At 67.8% G+C, this 19029-nt stretch carries 20 protein-coding genes; 6 read left to right on the forward strand and 14 right to left on the reverse strand.

Translation table 11 applies throughout. The annotated features are described in order from the left end of the window. Positions 1 to 30: 30 nt before the first annotated feature. The gene (locus tag VFW04_17205; protein ID HEX5181073.1) at positions 31 to 750 is read right to left on the reverse strand and encodes a hypothetical protein; all 720 of its coding nucleotides are present in this window, start codon (positions 748 to 750) and stop codon (positions 31 to 33) included. A gap of 113 nt (positions 751 to 863) precedes the next feature. Here VFW04_17205 and VFW04_17210 point away from each other — a divergent pair, with 113 nt between their 5' ends. After that, the gene (locus VFW04_17210) at positions 864 to 1118 is read left to right on the forward strand and encodes a hypothetical protein (GenBank protein ID HEX5181074.1); all 255 of its coding nucleotides are present in this window, start codon (positions 864 to 866) and stop codon (positions 1116 to 1118) included. 7 nt (positions 1119 to 1125) lie between these two features. Here VFW04_17210 and VFW04_17215 read toward each other — a convergent pair whose 3' ends face one another. Beyond that, positions 1126 to 2034 carry an alpha/beta fold hydrolase gene (locus VFW04_17215; protein HEX5181075.1) on the reverse strand — a complete coding sequence of 303 codons (909 nt, stop codon included), beginning with the start codon at positions 2032 to 2034 and terminating at the stop codon, positions 1126 to 1128. Beyond that, entirely contained in the window at positions 2031 to 2756 is a 726-nt protein-coding gene (locus VFW04_17220; GenBank protein HEX5181076.1) for a Crp/Fnr family transcriptional regulator, read from the reverse strand. Before VFW04_17220 ends, VFW04_17215 begins: the two co-directional genes overlap by 4 nt. A 187-nt stretch (positions 2757 to 2943) precedes the next feature. Here VFW04_17220 and VFW04_17225 point away from each other — a divergent pair, with 187 nt between their 5' ends. Next, complete coding sequence (locus VFW04_17225) at positions 2944 to 4107, forward strand: [Fe-Fe] hydrogenase large subunit C-terminal domain-containing protein (GenBank protein HEX5181077.1); 1164 nt, start codon at positions 2944 to 2946, stop codon at positions 4105 to 4107. A 30-nt stretch (positions 4108 to 4137) separates the two neighbouring features. On the opposite strand, the gene VFW04_17230 is transcribed toward VFW04_17225, so the two are convergent. From VFW04_17230 to argC, 9 genes are all read right to left on the reverse strand, one after another. Further along, on the reverse strand, positions 4138 to 6264 hold the full coding sequence (locus tag VFW04_17230) for a M20/M25/M40 family metallo-hydrolase (GenBank protein ID HEX5181078.1): 2127 nt from the start codon (positions 6262 to 6264) through the stop codon (positions 4138 to 4140). A 144-nt stretch (positions 6265 to 6408) separates the two neighbouring features. Next, positions 6409 to 7041 (reverse strand): MarC family protein, encoded by a 633-nt coding sequence (locus VFW04_17235; protein HEX5181079.1) that lies wholly within the window; start codon positions 7039 to 7041, stop codon positions 6409 to 6411. A gap of 83 nt (positions 7042 to 7124) precedes the next feature. Then, positions 7125 to 7736, reverse strand: a complete 612-nt coding sequence (locus VFW04_17240; protein HEX5181080.1) for a hypothetical protein — start codon at positions 7734 to 7736, stop codon at positions 7125 to 7127. Positions 7737 to 7747: 11 nt separating this feature from the next. Beyond that, complete coding sequence (locus VFW04_17245) at positions 7748 to 8320, reverse strand: porin family protein (protein HEX5181081.1); 573 nt, start codon at positions 8318 to 8320, stop codon at positions 7748 to 7750. 114 nt (positions 8321 to 8434) lie between these two features. Then, positions 8435 to 9004, reverse strand: a complete 570-nt coding sequence (locus VFW04_17250) for an outer membrane beta-barrel protein (GenBank protein HEX5181082.1) — start codon at positions 9002 to 9004, stop codon at positions 8435 to 8437. 237 nt (positions 9005 to 9241) lie between these two features. Then, positions 9242 to 9736 (reverse strand): GNAT family N-acetyltransferase, encoded by a 495-nt coding sequence (locus VFW04_17255; protein HEX5181083.1) that lies wholly within the window; start codon positions 9734 to 9736, stop codon positions 9242 to 9244. After that, a complete protein-coding gene (locus tag VFW04_17260) occupies positions 9733 to 10950 on the reverse strand; it encodes an acetylornithine transaminase (GenBank protein HEX5181084.1) in 1218 nt (405 codons plus the stop codon). Before VFW04_17260 ends, VFW04_17255 begins: the two co-directional genes overlap by 4 nt. Further along, positions 10947 to 11714, reverse strand: coding sequence for an acetylglutamate kinase (gene argB, locus VFW04_17265; protein HEX5181085.1), 768 nt, complete (start codon positions 11712 to 11714; stop codon positions 10947 to 10949). Before argB ends, VFW04_17260 begins: the two co-directional genes overlap by 4 nt. Next, the gene (gene argC / locus VFW04_17270) at positions 11714 to 12679 is read right to left on the reverse strand and encodes an N-acetyl-gamma-glutamyl-phosphate reductase (protein ID HEX5181086.1); all 966 of its coding nucleotides are present in this window, start codon (positions 12677 to 12679) and stop codon (positions 11714 to 11716) included. The genes argB and argC overlap by 1 nt, the downstream gene beginning before the upstream one ends. 105 nt (positions 12680 to 12784) lie before the next feature. Here argC and VFW04_17275 point away from each other — a divergent pair, with 105 nt between their 5' ends. From VFW04_17275 to argH, 3 genes are all read left to right on the forward strand, one after another. Further along, positions 12785 to 13240, forward strand: coding sequence for a hypothetical protein (locus VFW04_17275; GenBank protein ID HEX5181087.1), 456 nt, complete (start codon positions 12785 to 12787; stop codon positions 13238 to 13240). A 107-nt stretch (positions 13241 to 13347) separates the two neighbouring features. Then, complete coding sequence (locus VFW04_17280; GenBank protein HEX5181088.1) at positions 13348 to 14610, forward strand: argininosuccinate synthase; 1263 nt, start codon at positions 13348 to 13350, stop codon at positions 14608 to 14610. Continuing rightward, positions 14607 to 16016, forward strand: a complete 1410-nt coding sequence (argH, locus tag VFW04_17285) for an argininosuccinate lyase (protein ID HEX5181089.1) — start codon at positions 14607 to 14609, stop codon at positions 16014 to 16016. The genes VFW04_17280 and argH overlap by 4 nt, the downstream gene beginning before the upstream one ends. A gap of 72 nt (positions 16017 to 16088) precedes the next feature. Here argH and VFW04_17290 read toward each other — a convergent pair whose 3' ends face one another. Further along, positions 16089 to 16535, reverse strand: coding sequence for a hypothetical protein (locus VFW04_17290; GenBank protein ID HEX5181090.1), 447 nt, complete (start codon positions 16533 to 16535; stop codon positions 16089 to 16091). Between the two features lie 100 nt (positions 16536 to 16635). On the opposite strand from VFW04_17290, the gene ispG reads away from it, so the two are divergent. Beyond that, a complete protein-coding gene (gene ispG, locus VFW04_17295; GenBank protein ID HEX5181091.1) occupies positions 16636 to 17895 on the forward strand; it encodes a flavodoxin-dependent (E)-4-hydroxy-3-methylbut-2-enyl-diphosphate synthase in 1260 nt (419 codons plus the stop codon). Here ispG and VFW04_17300 read toward each other — a convergent pair. Further along, positions 17888 to 19012, reverse strand: coding sequence for a GAF domain-containing protein (locus VFW04_17300; GenBank protein HEX5181092.1), 1125 nt, complete (start codon positions 19010 to 19012; stop codon positions 17888 to 17890). The two genes, ispG and VFW04_17300, sit on opposite strands and share 8 nt — an antisense overlap. Between the last annotated feature and the right edge of the window lie 17 nt (positions 19013 to 19029).

Below are 19029 nucleotides of genomic sequence, written 5' to 3' on the forward strand. Positions count from 1 at the left end.
CGGCCCCGCCGCCCACGCACCCCTCGCCGCCTACCGTTCGATCGTCACCGGCGACACCAGCACGTGCAAGTTGTGGTTGATCCGCAAGCCTGCGATGCCCTCGGTGGGCAGTTTGCTGCGTGGGATCGCATCCACCAGCTTGTCGTTCACCAAGAAGTGTGCGGTGTCTTTCGCGAAGTGCACCTTGAGGGTGTAAGTCGCCTTCCCTGACGCATCTTCCTTGGGGACGTTCGGATTGGAGGTCCAGTCCACTACCGACGTCGTCTTCGCACCATCTCGGCGCTTGATCAGGAACTGACCCGTCCCGCGCACCAGGAAATACCCGTACGTCTGTTGGGCGCGGTCATCCAGATGCTGGCCGCCGAAGAAAATGCCGTAGGCCTCCGGGTGCTTGGGCTTCTCGAGCTGCTGAATCGTCCCGGTCACCGCGTAGATGCCCGAGCCGGTGTCCTTGGCAGCGTAGAGGATGTGCGCGGGTCCGGTCTGCACTTCCCACTTGTCCCCGTTCGCCGTGTACTTCGCGTTGGACATGCTGGCATCCGCATGATCCGTCATCGCCTGGAATCCAGCCGGAACACCGGAGCCCGGCGCCGCCTTGTCCGAATCCGCCATACCGGACATGCCCGCCTTTGAGGTATCGGCCGCAGCGCTTGCCGCGGGCGTGCTCGTGGAATCGCCGGCCTTGCTGGCATCGCTCGACTTCGCGCACGCCGTCGCCAGAAACGCGAGCGCGATCAGTGACAAAGTCATGGTGCGCACATCTCCTCGCTTGCTGAAGTGAACGGTCGAGCGGCTAATATATCGGACGCACCGGCCGCGGTCACGGCGTTGATATGGCCGCGCCGGAGCCGCATCCTCCGCACATGGCCGACGTATCACAGCCCGCGCGACACGTGCGCATGCCCGACGGCGCGCTCTGGACGGTCGAGTTTCAACACGAGCGCGCCCAACTGATGCGGCGCGGAAGCGAGCGCGAGCGCAGGCTCTTCGCGTTTTTTCGCGACGACCGCGGGCACCTCCGCCGCGCCGTCGTCGCCGAAGATCTGAAATCGGCGGCAACCGATGCGGACCTTCGCCTGGCCTGGGAGAGCGCCGAGCGACTCGACGCCAGCCAGTGATTTTGCGTTAGGACCGCAGCTCCGCGCTGGACCCTGCGCGCAGATACCCGGCCATCCACGACGTCACCAGCTCGCCGACGCGCCCGCGGGCGTAATCGACGGTGATCACGTGGCCGCTGCCGGTCACCCACTCCAGGCGCTTTACCGGAGCGCCGATCGCGGCGAAGGTGGCCTCGGCCGCGGCCTGCGTTAGGCGATTGTCCTCGCGCGATTGGACGTAGAGCGTCGGCGCCCGCAGCCGGCCCAGCGCGCCGCGCGCTTCCGTCGCCAGCGCCTCGAGCTCGGCCAGCAGCCGGGGCGTGGACGCGCCGTAGCCTAACGAATGCGCGCGCTCGTCCGGATCGCGAATCGACCGCGGGTTGCTCACGCCGCGGCCCACGTAGGGCATCACCACACCGGCCGCCGCCGCCCCGCGCGCGAACCATCGGAGGCTGCGCGGCGGGATGATGTACGGCGCGAGCAGCGCCACGGCCCCCACCTGCGGCTGGTCCGCCACGACGAGCACCGCGAGCGCGCCGCCCATGGAGAGCCCCACGACGCCGATCCGCTCGTACCGCGACGCGACGTTCGCATACGCGTCGCGGGCCGCGTTCAGCCAGGATCCACCGGCCGAGGTTCTGAACGCTTCCAGCGTGCGGCCGTGTCCCGGGAGGAGCGGCGCATACACCGGGAACCCGCGGGCGTGGAGATCGGCGGCGAGAAAGCGCAGCGTGTCCGGCGAATCGCCGAAGCCGTGAATGAGGAGCACCGCGTCGCGCGCACCGGGCACCGGCAGGTCGATCGGGCCCGCGCCGGGAATGATTCCGCCAGCGCCTAACGGAAGCCGCGCGGCCACCGCGCGCTCGACACGCCGCCGCGACGCAGCGCGCGCAAGGGCGGCCAGGATCACGATCGCGAGCAGGACGTACGGGATCACTCCCTGATGTCCGCCCCGCTGGCTGCGCGTTCATCGTAGAGCGCGATCGTCGAACGGACGGCGCCCTGCCGCGACATCCGGCCCACGAGCCCGTCCAGATCGGCGATCACCAGACCGTTCCCCGCCCGCTGGATGAGCCCTTCAGACGACAGCCTGCCTAACACCAGCGAGATCGATTCGCGCGTCGCGCCGACCAGCTCGCCCAACAGACGCCGCGACACGACGATGCTCTCCTGCGCGATCGCGTCCACCGGCGTGTCGCGGCTCTGTGCCATACGCACCAGCGCGGCAACCAGACGCTGCTCCACCGTCAGCGTCGCATACTGGCCGAATTTGTCGAGGATCTCGGTGCGCTCGGCCATCAACTGTCGCACCAGAGCTAACGCATGCACCGGCTGCTCGCGCATGAGCGCGCTGAACCGCGCGGTGCTCAGGTGCAACGTCTCCGTCTCGTCTTCCGCACGCGCTTGACTCGCGTAGTGCGCGTCCGACTCCAACCCTTCGCCACCGAACGTCTCGCCCGGTGTCGCCACCCACGGCACGAAGCTCCGACCAGACGCCACCGGATTTCTGAGCGCAACCTGGCCGCGCACGACGATGAATACGCCGTCCGCCAACGCCCCCTGCTCGTAGATCGCGAACCCAGCGGGCCAAAACGTGCGAGCGCCGTACTTGGCGATCGCTTCCCGTTGCTCACGCGACAAACGTGTGATTTCTTTCATGTGTACAGCCGCCACGTCGCTCACAGCTCTGATCTGGTAGTCACGCTCCGCCCACGCCAATGCTACTGCAGCATCGGCGCAACGCGCCGTGACGTCCCGAGTCCGCAATGAACGGGCCGTGGCTTGGCGCAGCGAACTGAACGAGCGAATATTAGACACACCTAATTTCTCGCAGACCATTCAACCAATGTCGCGCCGCCAAGCCTCCGAAGCCAGCCCCGCATCGGTTGTGATCCTCGGCGCCGACGCCGTGCTCGCGGCGCTGCCGGCGACATCGGTCCAGTTAGCACACGCCTGCCGCGCGTTAGGCTACGACCTGGCCTTTCCGGCCACCTGGGGCGACGAGCTGGTGGCCGAGGGCTGCCTCAGGTTCCTCGAAGCGCACAAGCTCGATGCCGCCATCCTGTCGTCGTGCCCGCACGTGGTCGATCGCCTAACGCGCGCCGGATCGGAGCTCCTCCCGCACATGATCGCGCTGGCCGCGCCGCCGGTCGCCGCGGCACGATATCTCCGCGCGGCGTTCGCCCATCGCGACCTCCGCATCACGTACGTCGGCGCGTGTCCCGCCGCCGATGATCCGAGCATCGACGCGCGCCTCGAGCCATCCGAGTTCCTCGACGCGTTAGGCGAGCGCGGCATCGTGCTCGCCGACTTGCCGGAGTTCTTCGACGCCGTCCTTCCGCCCGATCGACGGCGCTACTGGTCGCTGCCCGGCGGCGCGCCGTCGGCCGACCGCCTCGCCGCGCAGGACCCGCGCCGCGCGCTCGTCGAGCTCGATGGCGAGGAGTTTCTCGTCGATCTCGCGCAGCGTCTCCTGACGCGCCAGCACGCACTCATCGACGTGTCGCTCGCGGCCGGCTGTGCCTGCGCGGGTTTGGTGCGCGGCGCGCGCGCCACGCTCATCGCGCTCGAGCCGCCGCGCGCTGCCGGGCCGGTGCTCGACCCGGGCATCACAGTCGATCTCCGGCCTCCGGACACCACCCCGCAGGTGATCGAAGCCGGGCGTGCGGAGGTCGAGCCGCCGGAACACTCCGCGATGCCTAACGCAGCACGCGCCGCCACCGTCGCGGCACCGCCCGCGATTCGTGACGCCGGCGCCCGCGCGATTCCGCGGGCTTTCGCCGCGCACCGCGCGCTCGCCAAACGCCGCGAGCGAGCGCCGCTCGTCTATCCGCCGACTACCTACTCCACGCGGCCGCGGCCCAGGACGCCGACCGGGCCCGTCATCCCGCTCTCGACCGACCGGCCTGGGTTTGCGCCCCCGCCGCTCGTGCCCGCACCGCCGCCACTTCCCGGCAAGATGCGGACGGCGCCGCCGGATCACTCACCCGCGTCACCCACCGTCTGCTGAAGCGCCGCCCGCCCGCCAGCGCGCCAGTTCCTAACGCTTGGCGCGGCCGCTGACCGCGGCGGCCGCATCGTCGATCGCATGCGTCGCGGCATCGAACCGCGTCACCAGATCCGCGAGCTCCCGCGCCGCGAGGTCATGATCCCCGGCGCGAATCGCTTCGTTCACCGATGGGAACACCATGTTGGCGTAGCCATTGTCCTCGTCCGCCGCGTAGATCAGGTTGCGGAACCACGGACGCGTGCGCAAACCCGATGGACGCGTGAACGCACGCTCGACGCGCATCAACGCCGCGTTCGTGCGCACATCCACGTCGCGCGACGGCGCGCCGTGCGCGAGCACCGAATCGCGCGCACCATTGAACGCGGTCGCCGCCTGCTCCATTCGGCTGATCGCCGCCGAGAGCGCGCTCGTGTCCAGCGTCCAACCGCTCGCCTTCGCCGCTGAGTCGACGCGCGGAACATAGGCACGCATCGTTCGCGCATACTCGACGTAGTCGTACGGCAGGATGTCCGCGTCCGCGAAGCGCTCCACCATTGCCGCGCCTACCCGCGCCGCCGCGGCGTGGTAGCCGAACGTCGGATCACCAAATTTCGACATCCAGTGGTACGAGTCGTAGAGCGAGTGATAGACGCCGCCCGCACCGCCGAATCCCCATTCGGCAATCGGGATTCCAAAGTGATTGTAGAATCCGGCGAAATCGCTGCCGCCGCCAGGATCGCTCATGCGCGGTTGGGCCGTGTCCGGCGTGTTCGTGCGCTTCCGCCACACGTCGTAGATCGAGCCGGCGCCGCTCGGATCCGGGATGTGACTCACCACATCGCGCAGCGTCGAACGAATCGACGGAGAGCCGCCGCCGCCGAATGCAGATCCCTGTGCCGCAACGTCCTGATTGAAGTACGCGACCCCGCCGTGCAACAGTCGCAGCGAGTCGTCCTCGACGTATTCCGTCGAGCCTAACAGACCCCATTCTTCCGCATCCCACGTCGCGAACACGATCGTGCGCTTCGGCTTGTAGCCTGCACGCACTGCCTCGGCCACCGCGCGCGCCGCCTCCATCACACTCACGGTTCCGCTGACGTTGTCCGCGGCGCCCGGCCCCCACGCGTCGCGGTGGCCGCCGATCATCACGATTTCATCGGGAAACTCGCTGCCGCGCACGATGCCGAACGTGTCCCAAATCGTTTTGATCGCCGCCGTCGCCGTGTCGCTGCGCACGATGAGACGCGCGGCCACCGGCCCCGGTCCAGCGTGATAGCGGAACGGCAACCCTCCTTGCCAGCCCTGCGGGATCTCGTGGCCGCGCAGTCCCTCGAGCAGCTTGGCCGCGTTGCCGTACGACATCGGAATGACCGGAATGTGCGAGATCTCGATCGAGTCGAGGGGGACACGGTGCACGCCCGGTTTGCTCGCGTATCCCGGCGTGGTCGGATCACCATCTGGATTCAGAATGCTCCCCCGCTGCACCCCGTTGGGATTCCGCATCGGGCCCAACGGATAGACGTCCCCGCGCGCGTAGCCGTCGTCCGCAGGATCGCTGTAGATGATCAGTCCGATCGCGCCATGCTTCTCCGCCTCGCGCGCCTTGATGCCGCGGTACGAGCGGCCGTAGCGCGCGATGGCGATCTTGCCCTTCACCGACACGCCTAACGAATCGAGCTGCGCGTAGTCCTCGATCAACCCGTAGTTCACGTACACCACCTGGGCCGAGACGTCGCCGGTCCCGCTGTAGCCGTTGGCGATCACCGGCTCCTTCACCGTCCACGACGTGGTGTCCTCAGGCACCGGCCCTTCCGCCAACCTCAGCGGCAGCGTATCCGGCGCGATGCGCCACGCTTCCATGAGCGTGGTGTGCGGCATCCAGACGTCGTAGGCGCGCACGTTGGTCTCGAGTCCCCAGCGCTTCATCGCGTCGATCACGAAATCGCGTGTCCGCGCCTGCGCCGGCGTGCCGGCCACGTGCACATCGCTCGACAGTGTGCGCGAATCGGCGCGCGCCTGCGCGCTGTCCGGACGCGGCGTGGTACTCGCTTCCAGCGCTCGCTCCCGCTGCGCCTCCGCCGGCGTGTAGCCCGGCAGCGATGTCTGTTGTCCGTAGACGCCGCCGACACGGACAACGACAGCGAACGCCGCCAATGCGACCTTTAGATGAACACGCATGATGTTGGAGTGCAGAGAGGATGCCGCCGAATGCCTTCGATCGCCTACGCATGTTGCGCGCGGAACGTTGCCCATGGGCGCGGGCGTTGGCAAGTGTCCTGCGCCCGCCCCCCGCCCTGTCCCGCGAGCCGCGAGCCGCGATGACTAACCGTGGCTCAGAAATGCGTCGCGCGCCCCCGTCACCACGAACTGCACCGCGACCGCAGCCAGCAACAGGCCCATGATGCGCGTCATGACGCGGATGCCCGTCTGTCCGAGCCCGACCACCAGGCGCTCGCCTAACCGAAGCGCGGCCCAGGAAAGCGCCGCGGTCAGCACGACGGACCCGTACACCACCACCGCTTCCGCAACCGTCCGCGCTTGGCTCGAGAGAACCATCACCGTGGAGATCGCGCCCGGTCCCGCCAGCATCGGCATCGCCAGCGGCGTCAGCGCGACGTCTTCCTTCTCGGCCCCCTCCTCGATTTCGGCGCGGCTCTCCTGCGTGCTGCGTTGTCCGCGCAGCATGTCCATCGCCACGTACCACAGAATGAGTCCGCCCGCGATGCGAAACGCCGGAAGCGTGATGCCGAACAGCCGAAAAATGAGACGGCCCGCAATGCCAAACACGATCATGAGCAGGGCCGCCGCGATCGTCGCGCGCCTTGCCGTCGTGCGGCGCTGCGCCGGCGTCTCATTCCGCGTGATCACCAAATACGTCGGGATCACCGCGATCGGATCGACGATGAACAGCACCGACGTAAACGTGATCAGCGCGAATTGCAGGAAACCGGTCACGAACGCTCGCGCAGGGCAGGGATCATCGCAGTGCCGCGTGGACGGCGGAACTTAACCACCGCCACGCGCCAGCCATAGTCGGGCTAACGATGTTCCATTTCGTCGAGCAGCACTTCCAGCGCGTTTCTCAGTCGCTCTTCTCGCATCGGCCCCGCGCGCACCGTCGCGCCGAGATGCGAGAGCTGCGCCACCATCTCCCGCTCGACAAACACGTCCGGATCTCGCACGCCGAGCGCTTCCAGCGAGCGCAGCGCCACCGAGCGAAGGAGCTTTCGCGTCTCGCGCGTGAGGCCCGACAGCACTCGGGGATCTGTCGCGAGCTCCGGTGCGGGATCCTTTCGCCGAGCCGGCGCCGATCGCAGCGATGAGAGCGGCGCCAACGCGACCACGAACGAACCGGGCGTGTGCTCGCGCACCGCGTCCACCACGCCGCGCCGACGCAGGGTGCGCAACAGCGCGAGAATTGCCTGTCGCACCACCGACACCCCGGCGACGCTCCGGTTCCCGCGCCCCGTGATCACCAACACTTCCCCGGCGCGCTCCACCTGCTTCTGCCTGAGCCACGACTCCGCGCGCGCTGTCGCCTGGCTCGGCGTCGGCAGCACCGCCCGCAGGTTCAAGGTCCGGCCGGGCCCGAACCGCGCCTCGTCCAGCGCCGCCAGTGCGCTGCCTGGGCGCGGTCCGTCCCGGCCCATACGAACTTCCGTTAGAACGTGACGCCGACGCTGACGGGCAGCATCTGCACGCTGCTCCCGGTCGTGAAGATGTCGTGCCAGCGAATCTCGGCGAACGTCGAGAATCCCGTGAGCTGCACGCGCAAGCCGGCTCCAAGGTTGATGCCGAAGCGCGTCTCGGAAAACGAGTCGGCGCCGGCTGGCTCGAACTTCACGTTGTATCCACCCACACCGCCGATGACGTATGGTTTGATCACCGGCTGCGGCCCGAAGGCATACGTCGCATTCAGCGTCACGGCGACCACACGCGCCTTCTCCGACGACGTCCCCAGCCCATCAGGGGTGGCGATGGTAGTCGTCTTCGTGCCTAACTGATGCCACACGCCTTCCACCCGGAACCCGAGCGGCACCAACGGAAGTCCGAGATCCACGAACGCACCCGCATGCCAACCGCTCGCGGACGCATTGGACAGAGTGCCGAGCGGAAAGGTGCCACCGCCCACGATCCCGAATCGAGCAGGACTCGACGCCAACTGCGCCGATGCCGGCACGGCGAACGCGAGTGACGTAACGGCCGCGATCACACTCCACACCATGCGTCTCATGCAACGCCCCCTTGAAAATGCTTGTGCATCGCGACCGTTTGTCGTCGCCCCGGTCGCACCGCTGCGTCTCCAACCCTCACCAGCGAAGCCGCGCCGCGCAAGTCGCGCGCCCCGCTAGAAGCGAAGGCCGACGCTAATGGGTACCATCTGCGCGTGCTTTCCGCTGGTGTACGCGTCGTGCCACCTCGCCTCGACGAACGCCGCGAAACCGGCCAGCTCCACGCGAACGCCCGCGCCGGCGTTCACGCCGAACGCACTCCGGGTCACCTCGCAGGGCTCAGCAGCGCAGTCGATCGGGACCGGATCCCGAAACGATCGCACGTTGTATTGCCCGACCCCGGCGATCAGATACGGTTTGATGATCGGCAGCGGAAGCAGCGTGTATGTCGCATCCACGGTGCCGGCAAGCACTCGTGGACTGTCATCCGTGCCGAGGATGTGCTTGCTGCCCAACTGATGATACGTGCCCTCCAAGCGAAAGCCGATCGGTATCACGGGCAGCTTGAGCTCGAGAAACGCGCCGGCATGCCAACCGGAGGTCGCGACATCTCTGAGCGGTCCTGACGGAGATGTGGTGCCACCCACCACTCCGAATCCAAGCGGACTCGAGATCTGTCCATGCGACACGGGCGCGATCATGATGAGGGCAACGATCACAGCGAGCGCTGGCGACGATGTGTTCACGTGGATGCTCCGGTTGAGTCGAGCTCGATGTCTGATACACGAGCGGCGGCGCTCAGGTCACAAGCCGCCTGCCCTCGGCGGCAAGTTGCGCGCCTCCGCTGCATCGGCGGCTCGACCTTGTCCGTTAGACACGCGAGGGGGCGCACGCGTCACCGGCGAGCCGGAGCGGCGCGCCGGGAAGACGCCCTCGATCTGGACCCTGGCTGCACCGCCGGCGAGCTGAAGCGTACCGGCGTCTCACGCCGCTGCGTCGATGACCTCAGCCGCCAGCGTCCGCGAGACGCAGATTTCTTTGCACCCGGCACGACGCGCACACGCCGCGCAGTCGCGCTGCAGCTTCTCCGGGTACCGGGCGCGATCATCCACGCCGTACCCTACCGCCTCGAAGAAGGTGGGCGTGAGCGTGAGCGCGAAGACCTCCTCGACGCCCCGAATCCGCGCCAGCCGCTCCACCGCCGCGACGATCGCGCGGCCGACACCGCGCCCGTGCGCCTCCGGCGAGACAGCCACCGACGCGACCTCGCCTAACGAAGGCGAGTACTGCTTGAGCGCGCCGCAGGCCACGACGCGACCGCGGCTATCGGCGGCGACGACGAAATCATCCAGCGCCAGTGCGATCGACTCCGCGGTCCTCGGCAGCATCACCGCCTGTGCCGCGTACCCGTTGACCAACGCCGCAATCCCCGACACATCGGCCACGCCTGCGGCCCGCACGTGATACATGTCGCTCATTGCAACGCCGACTCGAGGATCGACAAGCCCTCCTCGAGCTCCGCCCGCGTCGCGACGAGCGGCGGGAGCAGCCGCACGGTGAATTCGCCGGCGGAACACACGAGCAATCCCGCCTCGAGCGCGGCATGCACCGTCTCCGCCGCCGGCCGCATCACGTCCAGGCCCCACATGAATCCGATGCCGCGCACCGCGCGCACACGACCGCACCGCGCGGCCAGTGCCGCGAGCTCCCCGCCTAACCAGGTGCCGGTCTCCGTCACGTGCGACAGCAGGTCGGGATCGGTCAACCGCTCCAGCACGTGCAGCGCCACCGACGCGACGAACGGGCCGCCGCCGAACGTCGTCCCGTGATCGCCCGGCCGGATCGCCCCCGCGACCTCCGATGTCATCAGCACCGCGCCCATCGGCAGCCCGCCGGCCAGCGGTTTGGCCAGCGTCACGAGATCCGGCACGATGCCGGCGCGCTGATATGCGAACATCCATCCCGTCCGGCCCAACCCGCATTGAATCTCGTCGCACACGAGCGCCACGCGACGCGCGCGCGTCAACGCGCGTACCTCGCGCAGATAGCCGGCGTCGAGCACCCGGACACCGCCCTCGCCCTGCACGACCTCGAGCACCAGCGCCGCCACACGCTCGCCATCCAACACCGTCTCGAGCGTCTTGAGATCGCGCTCCACCACCGACACACCGCCGGCTAACGGACGGAACGGCGCGCGATACTTCGGCCGGTCGGTGGCCGCGAGCGTCGCGAAGAGCCGGCCGTGAAACGCCCCCCGCAGCGCCAGAATTTCGTGCTTCGCCGCACCGCCAACCTCGCGCGCCCAACGACGCGCAAACTTGAAGGCGCCCTCGTTCGCCTCAGCTCCCGAATTGCAGAAGAACGCGCGATCCAGCGACGACAAGCGCACCAGCTCCGCCGCCAGACGCGCCGCCGGCCGCGTGTGAAAGAGATTCGACGTGTGCAGCAGCCCGGTGCCCGCCGCCTCGACCATCGTCTGCGCGATGCCGTCGTCGCCATAGCCTAACGCGTTGACGCCGATGCCGCTCGTGAAGTCGAGGTACGAGCGATCATCCGCGTCGAAGACGCGTACGCCCGAACCGCGCACGAGCTCCATGGGCGGACGCTTGTACAGCCCGAGCAACGCCTCGGGCACGACCGCCGGAACTGCCTCCGGCGTCAAGCTCTGAGCAGAGAGGGGAAGTGCGGTCACACCAGGCTCCGTGTTGGCGCGAGCACCGTACCTCGCGCCGGATCGAGAAGCGCATCGAGATCGCCGATGCGAACGCGCGACACACCGCGTTCGACCGCCGCGAGCCCGGCGCTGAGTTTCGCGACCATACCGCCGGTCGCGGTCCCATCGGAAATCGCCGCCGCCGCCTCATCGGCATCGAGCTGCGGCACTACCATGCCGTTCGCCCGCACACCGGGCACATCGGACACGAACAGCAACTCGTCGGCTTCGAGCGCCACGGCGATTGCCGCCGCCGCATCATCGCCGTTCACGTTGAGCGCGCCGGCTGCACCCGGGCGCGCGTCGAGATCGCGCGCCAACGGCGACACGACGGGCAGATACGCCCCCGCGAGCAGATGGCGCAGCACCGCGGCGTCCACCCATGCCGGCTCGCCCACGTGCCCGAGCTCCGCGCCGGCAATGCGCCGCGCGCCTAACAACCCCGCATCCTCGCCCGACATGCCGATCGCCGGCACCGCCGCCGCCGTTAGGCGGGCGACGAGATCCTTGTTCACCCCGCCCGACAGCGCCATCCGAATGATCTGGATGTCCGCCTCGCGCGTCACGCGCCGGCCGCGCACGAACGCCGCCGGCGCGCCGAGCGCGCGCTGCAGCGCCGACACCTGATCGCCGCCGCCGTGCACGATGCACATCGCACCGGGACCCGCGAACCACGCCGCATGCACCGCCGCCGGCAGCCGCGCATCGTCCTGTGCACGGCCGCCGAACTTGATCACGCGCATCACGCCGGCAACCCCATCGCTTCGTCGAGCCCCGCCAGCAGATTCCCGTTCTGCAGCGCCTGCCCGGCCGCACCCTTCACCAGATTGTCGATGGCCGCCACGACGATCAGCGTGGGACGACGCACATCCGCCGCCGGATGCACCGTGATGCTGGCGACGTTTCGATGCACTACGTCGCGCAGCGCCGGCACCGCATCCGTGATGTCCACGAACGGCTCGCCGGCGAATTGCGCCCGCCACAGGTCGAGCGGATTCGACAGCGACTCGGCTAACGGCACGGTGATGGTCGCCAGAATCCCGCGCGATACCGGTAAGAGGTGCGGTGTGAACACCAGGTCGGCGTCGCAGCCCAGCGCCCGCATCACGGCGCGCATCTCGGCCAGATGCCGGTGCGTGTTGCCTAACGCATAGGGGCGGTAGTCGCCGTTCACTTCGGCGAACATCAGGTCCTGGCGCGGCGTGATGCCCGCGCCCGTCACGCCGCTCGCCGCCGCCACGCTCACGCAGCCGCCCGGCGCGATGAGCCCCCGCACCAGCAGCGGCAACACGCCGAGCAGCACGGCGGTGGCATAGCAGCCCGGGTTGGCGACCACCTGCGCCGCCCGCACCTGATCGCGCGCCAGCTCCGTTAGGCCGTACGGCACCGTCATCGCGCCGCCCGCGCTGCCCGGGCGCAGATCCGCCGACAGATCCACCACCTTCGCCCCGGCCGCTTGCGCCGCTTCCACCCAGCGCCGAGATGCGCCGTGCGGCAGCGCGCTGAAGATCAGCTGCGCCCGGTCCAACGGCGCGTCGTCGTGCGCCAGAAAGGTCACCAGCTGCGTTCCACACCGCGCCGTCGACCCGCGCTGCTCGTTCGCGCTCGCGAACACCAACTCGGCGCACGGATGCCGCCCGAGAAGCGCACACAACTCGCGCCCCGCGTACCCGCTCGCGCCCAGGACACCCACAGAGACTTTATGCACAAGCTATGCATAAACACGCATCCGCGTGCTGTCAATGCCGCCGCGCGCCTGGAGAAGATCGCCCGAAGCCTGGCCGCCACGGCCCGGTCGGCTGTATCCTCCGGCATGGCCAACAAGCGCGACCGACAAGCCACGATCCGCGAGCTCATCGACGGACGCCCGGTGGAGAGCCAGGAAGAGCTGCGAAAGCTCCTCCTGCATCGCGGCTGGGACGTCACCCAGTCCACGCTCTCGCGCGATCTCCGCGAGCTCCGCATCGCGCGAGTCCCCTTACCCGATGGCGGTGCGCGCTACGCAGTCGCCACCGCCGCCGAAGACGACTCCCCGCGCCTCGATGCGCTCCTCCCCCATTTCTTCACCCACATCGACGGCGTCGGCGAGCTCATTGTGCTCCACACGCTGAGAAGCGGCGCCCAACCGATCAGCGAAGCCCTCGACGCCGAAGAATGGCCCGAGATCATCGGCACCATCGGCGGCGAGGACACCGTCCTCATCATCTGCCGCTCCGCAACCGCCCGCGAAAAAGTCATCCGCCGGCTCAAGAGCCTCGCCGAAGCCTGATCCGCATCCGCTGGATGTATCGCGCCAATCAAATGCCTTGACGCCCCCGGGTCGTGAGAGTAAATATGCATAGCCACAGCATATTTATCCTGACCGCCGGAGCCGTCATGATTCGCACGATCGCCCTCGCTTACTCGGGTGGACTCGACACCTCGATCATTGTCCCCTGGCTGCGCGAGCACTACGGCGCACGCGTCGTCTGCGTCGCCGCCGACATCGGACAGGGCCAGGAGCTCTCCGGCGTCCGCGAGAAAGCCATCGCCTCCGGCGCCGCCGAGTGCTACGTGGAAGACCTGCGACACGAATTCGTCACCGAATACGTGTGGCCGACACTCCGCGCCGGCGCCGTCTATGGACGCAAATACCTCCTCGGCACGTCCATGGCGCGCCCGCTCATCGCCAAGCGCCAAGTGGAAGTCGCGCGAGCTGTGAACGCCGACGCCCTCGCCCACGGATGCACCGGCAAGGGCAACGACCAGGTCCGCTTCGAGCTCACCTATGCGGCCTTCGCGCCCGACCTGCCCGTCATCGCGCCGTGGCGCGAATGGAATATCCGCAGCCGCGAGGACGCCATCGCCTACGCCGCAGCCCACCACGTGCCGGTCACCGCAACACGCGACAAGATCTACTCGCGCGACCGCAACCTCTGGCACCTGTCCCACGAAGGCGGCGTGCTCGAAAACCCGGCGTCCGTTCCGCCCGACGACTTGTTCCTGCTCACCGCCAATCCGGCATCCGCGCCTAACGTACCCGAAGACGTCGTCATCGGCTTCGTGGCCGGCACGCCCGTGTCGGTCAACGGCCAGTCCCTGTCGCCGGTGGCCATTATCGAGACGCTCAACACCATTGGCGGACGCCACGGCGTCGGCCGCATCGACCTGGTCGAGGATCGTCTCGTGGGCATGAAGTCACGCGGCGTCTATGAGACTCCGGGCGGCACCCTGCTCCACACCGCGCACTCCGAGCTCGAGCAGCTCGTGCTCGATCGCCGCACACTCGCCGCGAAAGACGTCATCGCACCCCGCTATGCCGATCTCGTATACGAGGGCCGGTGGTGGACCACCGAGCGCGAAGCATACGATGCATTCGTGAACACCACGCAGCAGCGCATCACCGGCAGCATCACGCTGCGTCTGTTCAAGGGCACCGTCACCGTTGCCGGTCGCGCCAGCGAGCACGCGCTCTACGACGAACGCTTCGTGACCTTCGGCGAAGACGACGTCTACCAGCAGAGCGATGCCGCCGGCTTCATCCGACTCTACGGACTCTCCCAGCGCGTGCGAGCGCTCAAGGACCGCGAGCTGGACGACGCCGCCATCGACAACGCACCCGCCGCCGAGGGAGCGCCCGAAGCGCTCGCCATCGCGTGACGTCGCTCAAGCTCGTCGGCGCCGACGCCACCGCACACAAACTCTGGGGCGGACGCTTCGGCGGCGACACCGCACCGGCCCTCGACGCGCTCAACCGTTCCATCGGCGTCGACTTCCGCCTGTGGCCCTTCGATGTGCGTCTGTCCAAGGCCTGGGCAGTCGCCCTGTGGAGCGCCGGCGTCCTAACGGTGCAGGAAAGCCAGCGCCTCGAGCGCGGCCTTGACGCGGTCGCGGCCCGCTTGCGCGCCGGCGCGACGCCGGTCGCATCCGATGAAGACGTGCATACAATGATCGACCGGCTGTTGCACGAGGAAGTGGGCGAGCTCGCCTCGAAGCTCCACACCGGTCGCAGCCGCAACGACCAGGTCGCGACCGCCACGCGCCTCTGGACGATGGACGCATGCGCGGAGCTCGATGTCCACATCCGCGAGCTCCAGCGCGTGATACTCGGCCACGCCGAATCGCTGGAGCGCGACGGCACGCTCATGCCCGCGTACACGCACATGCAGCGCGCCCAACCGATTGCGGCCGCACACTGGATGCTGGCGCACTTCTGGCCGCTCGACCGCGATCGCACCCGCCTGGCGCAGACCGCCCGCGCCACCGCGAGTCTTCCGTTAGGCGCAGGCGCCGTCGCCGGATGCGCCTATCCGATTTCGCGCGTCCTGTTGCAGGGCAGCCTCGGCTTCGACCGCTTGAGCCGGAACAGCGTCGACGCCGTGAGCGATCGCGATTTCGTCGCCGAGCTGATGTTCACGATCGCGCTGCTCGGCACACATCTCTCGCGGCTCGCCGAAGACCTCGTACTCTACGGCAGCTCCGAATTCTCGTTCGTTCAATTCGGCGACGCGTTCACCACCGGCTCGAGCATGATGCCGCAGAAGCGCAACCCGGATGCGCTCGAGCTCGCACGCGGCTCGAGCGCCCGCGTCCTCGGCGATCTCACAGCCTTGCTCGCCACGCTGAAAGGACTGCCGAGCGGATACAACAAAGATCTGCAGGACGACAAACACGCACTCTTCGATGCGGTCGACACCATGCGTCTCGTACTGCCGGCCGTTGCCGGCGCACTGGCCGAGATCACGTTCCGGGCCGATCGCATGCATGCCGCACTGTCGAGCGCCATGATGGCCACCGACCTCGCCGACTATCTCGTGCGCAAGGGCGCGACCTTTCGTGAGGCGCACGCGAGCGTCGGCCGACTCGTGCGCGAGAGCGACGAGCGCGGTGTCGAGCTCCACAGCCTGCCGCTCAAATCGTTTCTCGCCGCGCATGCGCTGTTCGCCGGCGATGTCTTCGATGCGCTCTCCCCGGCGGCGTCGGTGGAACGACGCGACGTCGAAGGCGGCACTGGGCCTAACGCACTACGCGAGCAGATCGTGGGCGCGCGGCTGGCGCTCGCATAGCCGCTGCCCCACGCCAGGAGCATGAAAAACGGAGGACACCGTTCGGCGCCCCCCGTTTCGCGTGGCCGTCAGTCATTGGCCAACGCTGGCCGACGTCACGTAAAACTCGGTGTCGCCGAAACACGATGTCGGCACACCGCGGTGCTCCTCGAACGTGAGCGCGACACGCTTCCCCATGTTCTGCTCGATCTGCTTCGCCACGGCTGCGTCGCGCACCGTAAAATGGAAAATCTGCGGCATGGTCCCAGGCAGGTTCGCCATGGCCAACTCTCCCTCCCACGTCTTACACACCCATCCCTCTTTCGCAAACTTCTGCACGTAACCCGATCGCTCGCCGTGTCCGTACGAAAACGTCAACGTCGACCATCCGTACAGCACGAACAACAAAATCGGAATCAGAAATACCATGGCGACGTATCGTTTCCACTTGAGCCGGCGACGCTTCTTCGGTGCCGGGTCCTGTGCCGCCATGTCTTCCGTGTTGTACGCCCTCGGCGGTTGTTCCATGTCGTCAACCATGTGGCAGCTCCAGTAGAGTAGAGTTCCAGCGTCGGAGCCGGGGCCGCGTCGCCCGCGGCGGCCGCATCCTTTCGCACATCGGTCCCGTTAGGTTTCGCGCATGACCTTCGCGACTCGCCGGCACACCGTCACCACGGTAGTGGGCGGCATCCCGGTTGGAAGCTCCCATCCGGTGGTGGTGCAGTCCATGACCAACACCGACACCGCGGACGCCGAAAGTACCGCGGCACAGGTCATCGCGCTTGCGCGCGCCGGGTCCGAGCTCGTGCGCATCACGGTCAACACACCGGAAGCAGCCGCCGCGGTCGAGGAGATCGTTCACCGGGTAGCAGACGCCGGCGTCCAGGCTCCGATCATTGGCGACTTTCACTACAACGGACATCTGCTCCTCGATCGCTATCCGGCCTGCGCCCGTTCGCTCGCCAAATATCGGATCAACCCCGGAAATGTGGGCGGCAAACGACGCGACGAGAATTTCCGTACGATAGTGCAGATCGCCGTCGCGAACGACAAGCCCGTCCGCATCGGCGTCAACTGGGGATCGCTCGACCAGGACCTCCTGACAGCGCTCATGGATGAGAACGCGCGGAGCGCCGTGCCGCGCGATGCCCGTGATGTGTACATCGACGCGATGCTCGAAAGCGCGCTGCGCTCTGCTCAGCTCGCCGAGGAGACGGGGCTCGGCCACGACCGGATCATTCTCTCCGCGAAAGTGTCCGGCGTGCGCGATCTCGTCGATGTCTATCGACTGCTGGCCCGGCGCTGCGACTATCCGCTGCACCTTGGCCTTACGGAAGCGGGCCTCGGCATGAAAGGCACGGTCGTGAGCACGGCCGCGCTTTCGATCCTGTTGGGCGAAGGTATCGGCGACACGATCCGTGTGTCGCTCACGCCGCGTCCCGGCGGCGACCGCACCGAAGAGGTGCTCATCGCCCAACAAATCCTTCAGTCCCTCGGCTTGCGCACGTTCACGCCGCAGGTTTCGGCGTGCCCGGGGTGCGGACGCACGACGTCCACATTCTTTCAGCACATGGCCGAGGACATTCAGACGTATTTGCGCGAGCAGATGCCGGTGTGGCGCACACGGCATCCCGGCGTCGAAGAAATGCGCGTCGCCGTCATGGGATGCGTCGTCAACGGACCGGGCGAGTCGAAGCACGCGAACATCGGCATCTCGCTGCCCGGCACGTTCGAAGAGCCGAAGGCGCCGGTGTACGTGGACGGAAAGCTCGCCGTCACGCTCAAAGGCGATCGCATCGTTGCGGAATTCCTGTCCATTCTCGAGGACTACGTGGCGCGCACGTATCCGGCGCCGAAGGACGCCGCGTTACAGCCACCGTCGGTCGCGGCGTCTACCTGAGCGGCGGCGCGCCCCTGGGCAGGCGCGGACTCCGCTTGCCTAACGTCGCGATCATCGCGCCGAGCTCGTCCATGATCGGCGCCTCGAATCCGGTCTGGACGAGACGAATGTAGACGTTGTGGAACCACGGAAGGGCGCCGTCTCCCCCGGCCAGCGCGTTCGCCTGCGACACGACGTCGTCGGGAAAACTCGTCCGACTCAGATCGGCCAGGAGCGTGCCCGCGGCGTGCAGCATCACCGCCGCGATCACCCACTTCCCGCGCTCGTCCGCTCCGCCGATCCGGTCGAGGAGATCGGCCCGCCGTTCATCCGACGACAGCTCCACGTATTCATCGTCGTTTCGCCGTTCGACGACATTCGACAGCGCGCCGAGCACGGCCGCCCCGAACTTCTCGCCGACGCGCGCGTTCAGCACGTCCTCGGCCGCCCCGTCGCGCACGTAGTCCTGCACGACGTCGCGGAGCACGCCGGCCACGACGGTGTCGTCATCGCGGCCATAGCGCGACAGGATCACAGCTACGTTAGGCGCGGCCGTGAGGTACGGCAGACGCGTCCCGCGCCGCACCTGTTGATCGTGGTGCTTGGCCGCGAACGCGAGCGCGTGGTTGATGCGATCCGAGTAGCCCGTCTTCAGTCTGGCGAATCGCCGCACCAGCATCTCGAGTCCCGCCGCGTCCTCATCGCCGAAGGTGTCTTTCGTCTCCGAATCGATGTCGAGCACGGCGATCAATTCGATACCGGGACCGAATACCGGCACCACGATTTCGGACTGCGCGCGCGCATCGCACACGATGTGGTCGGGGAATTCCTGCACGTCGGGCACGACGATCGTGCGGCCCGTCTCGGCCGCGCGCCCGCACACGCCGCGTCCGAACTCTATCGTTAGGCAGCCGAGCGTTCCCTGGTACGGACCGACGACGAGCTGGCGTCCCGGCACGGCGACCTGATAGAATCCGGTCCACAGGAAGCCGAACGCGTGATGCAGCACGGCCGACATCGTCGACATGATGGCCACGCGATCCGCAATGCCCTCGAGCACCGCATCGAGATGCGCATCGACTTGGGCGTACGCCGCCGCGCGCGGCGCACCGCGCAGGTCGAGAATCGCTTCAGCCATCGAAAGCCATCCTGCCG

The sequence above is a fragment of the Gemmatimonadaceae bacterium genome (assembly GCA_036273715.1).
Classification (GTDB): domain Bacteria; phylum Gemmatimonadota; class Gemmatimonadetes; order Gemmatimonadales; family Gemmatimonadaceae; genus JADGGM01.

What these genes read in the sequence shown, in the direction of transcription:
- VFW04_17290 (HEX5181090.1), bottom strand. Translation starts at nt 16,535, where the DNA reads ATGGTTGACGACATGGAACAACCGCCGAGGGCGTACAACACGGAAGAC.
- VFW04_17245 (HEX5181081.1), bottom strand. Translation starts at nt 8,320, where the DNA reads ATGAGACGCATGGTGTGGAGTGTGATCGCGGCCGTTACGTCACTCGCG.
- VFW04_17205 (HEX5181073.1), bottom strand. Translation starts at nt 750, where the DNA reads ATGACTTTGTCACTGATCGCGCTCGCGTTTCTGGCGACGGCGTGCGCG.
- VFW04_17280 (HEX5181088.1), top strand. Translation starts at nt 13,348, where the DNA reads ATGATTCGCACGATCGCCCTCGCTTACTCGGGTGGACTCGACACCTCG.
- argB (HEX5181085.1), bottom strand. Translation starts at nt 11,714, where the DNA reads ATGCGCGTGATCAAGTTCGGCGGCCGTGCACAGGACGATGCGCGGCTG.
- VFW04_17220 (HEX5181076.1), bottom strand. Translation starts at nt 2,756, where the DNA reads ATGAAAGAAATCACACGTTTGTCGCGTGAGCAACGGGAAGCGATCGCC.
- VFW04_17230 (HEX5181078.1), bottom strand. Translation starts at nt 6,264, where the DNA reads ATGCGTGTTCATCTAAAGGTCGCATTGGCGGCGTTCGCTGTCGTTGTC.
- ispG (HEX5181091.1), top strand. Translation starts at nt 16,636, where the DNA reads ATGACCTTCGCGACTCGCCGGCACACCGTCACCACGGTAGTGGGCGGC.
- VFW04_17300 (HEX5181092.1), bottom strand. Translation starts at nt 19,012, where the DNA reads ATGGCTGAAGCGATTCTCGACCTGCGCGGTGCGCCGCGCGCGGCGGCG.
- VFW04_17225 (HEX5181077.1), top strand. Translation starts at nt 2,944, where the DNA reads ATGTCGCGCCGCCAAGCCTCCGAAGCCAGCCCCGCATCGGTTGTGATC.
- VFW04_17275 (HEX5181087.1), top strand. Translation starts at nt 12,785, where the DNA reads ATGGCCAACAAGCGCGACCGACAAGCCACGATCCGCGAGCTCATCGAC.
- VFW04_17210 (HEX5181074.1), top strand. Translation starts at nt 864, where the DNA reads ATGGCCGACGTATCACAGCCCGCGCGACACGTGCGCATGCCCGACGGC.
- VFW04_17255 (HEX5181083.1), bottom strand. Translation starts at nt 9,736, where the DNA reads ATGAGCGACATGTATCACGTGCGGGCCGCAGGCGTGGCCGATGTGTCG.
- VFW04_17240 (HEX5181080.1), bottom strand. Translation starts at nt 7,736, where the DNA reads ATGGGCCGGGACGGACCGCGCCCAGGCAGCGCACTGGCGGCGCTGGAC.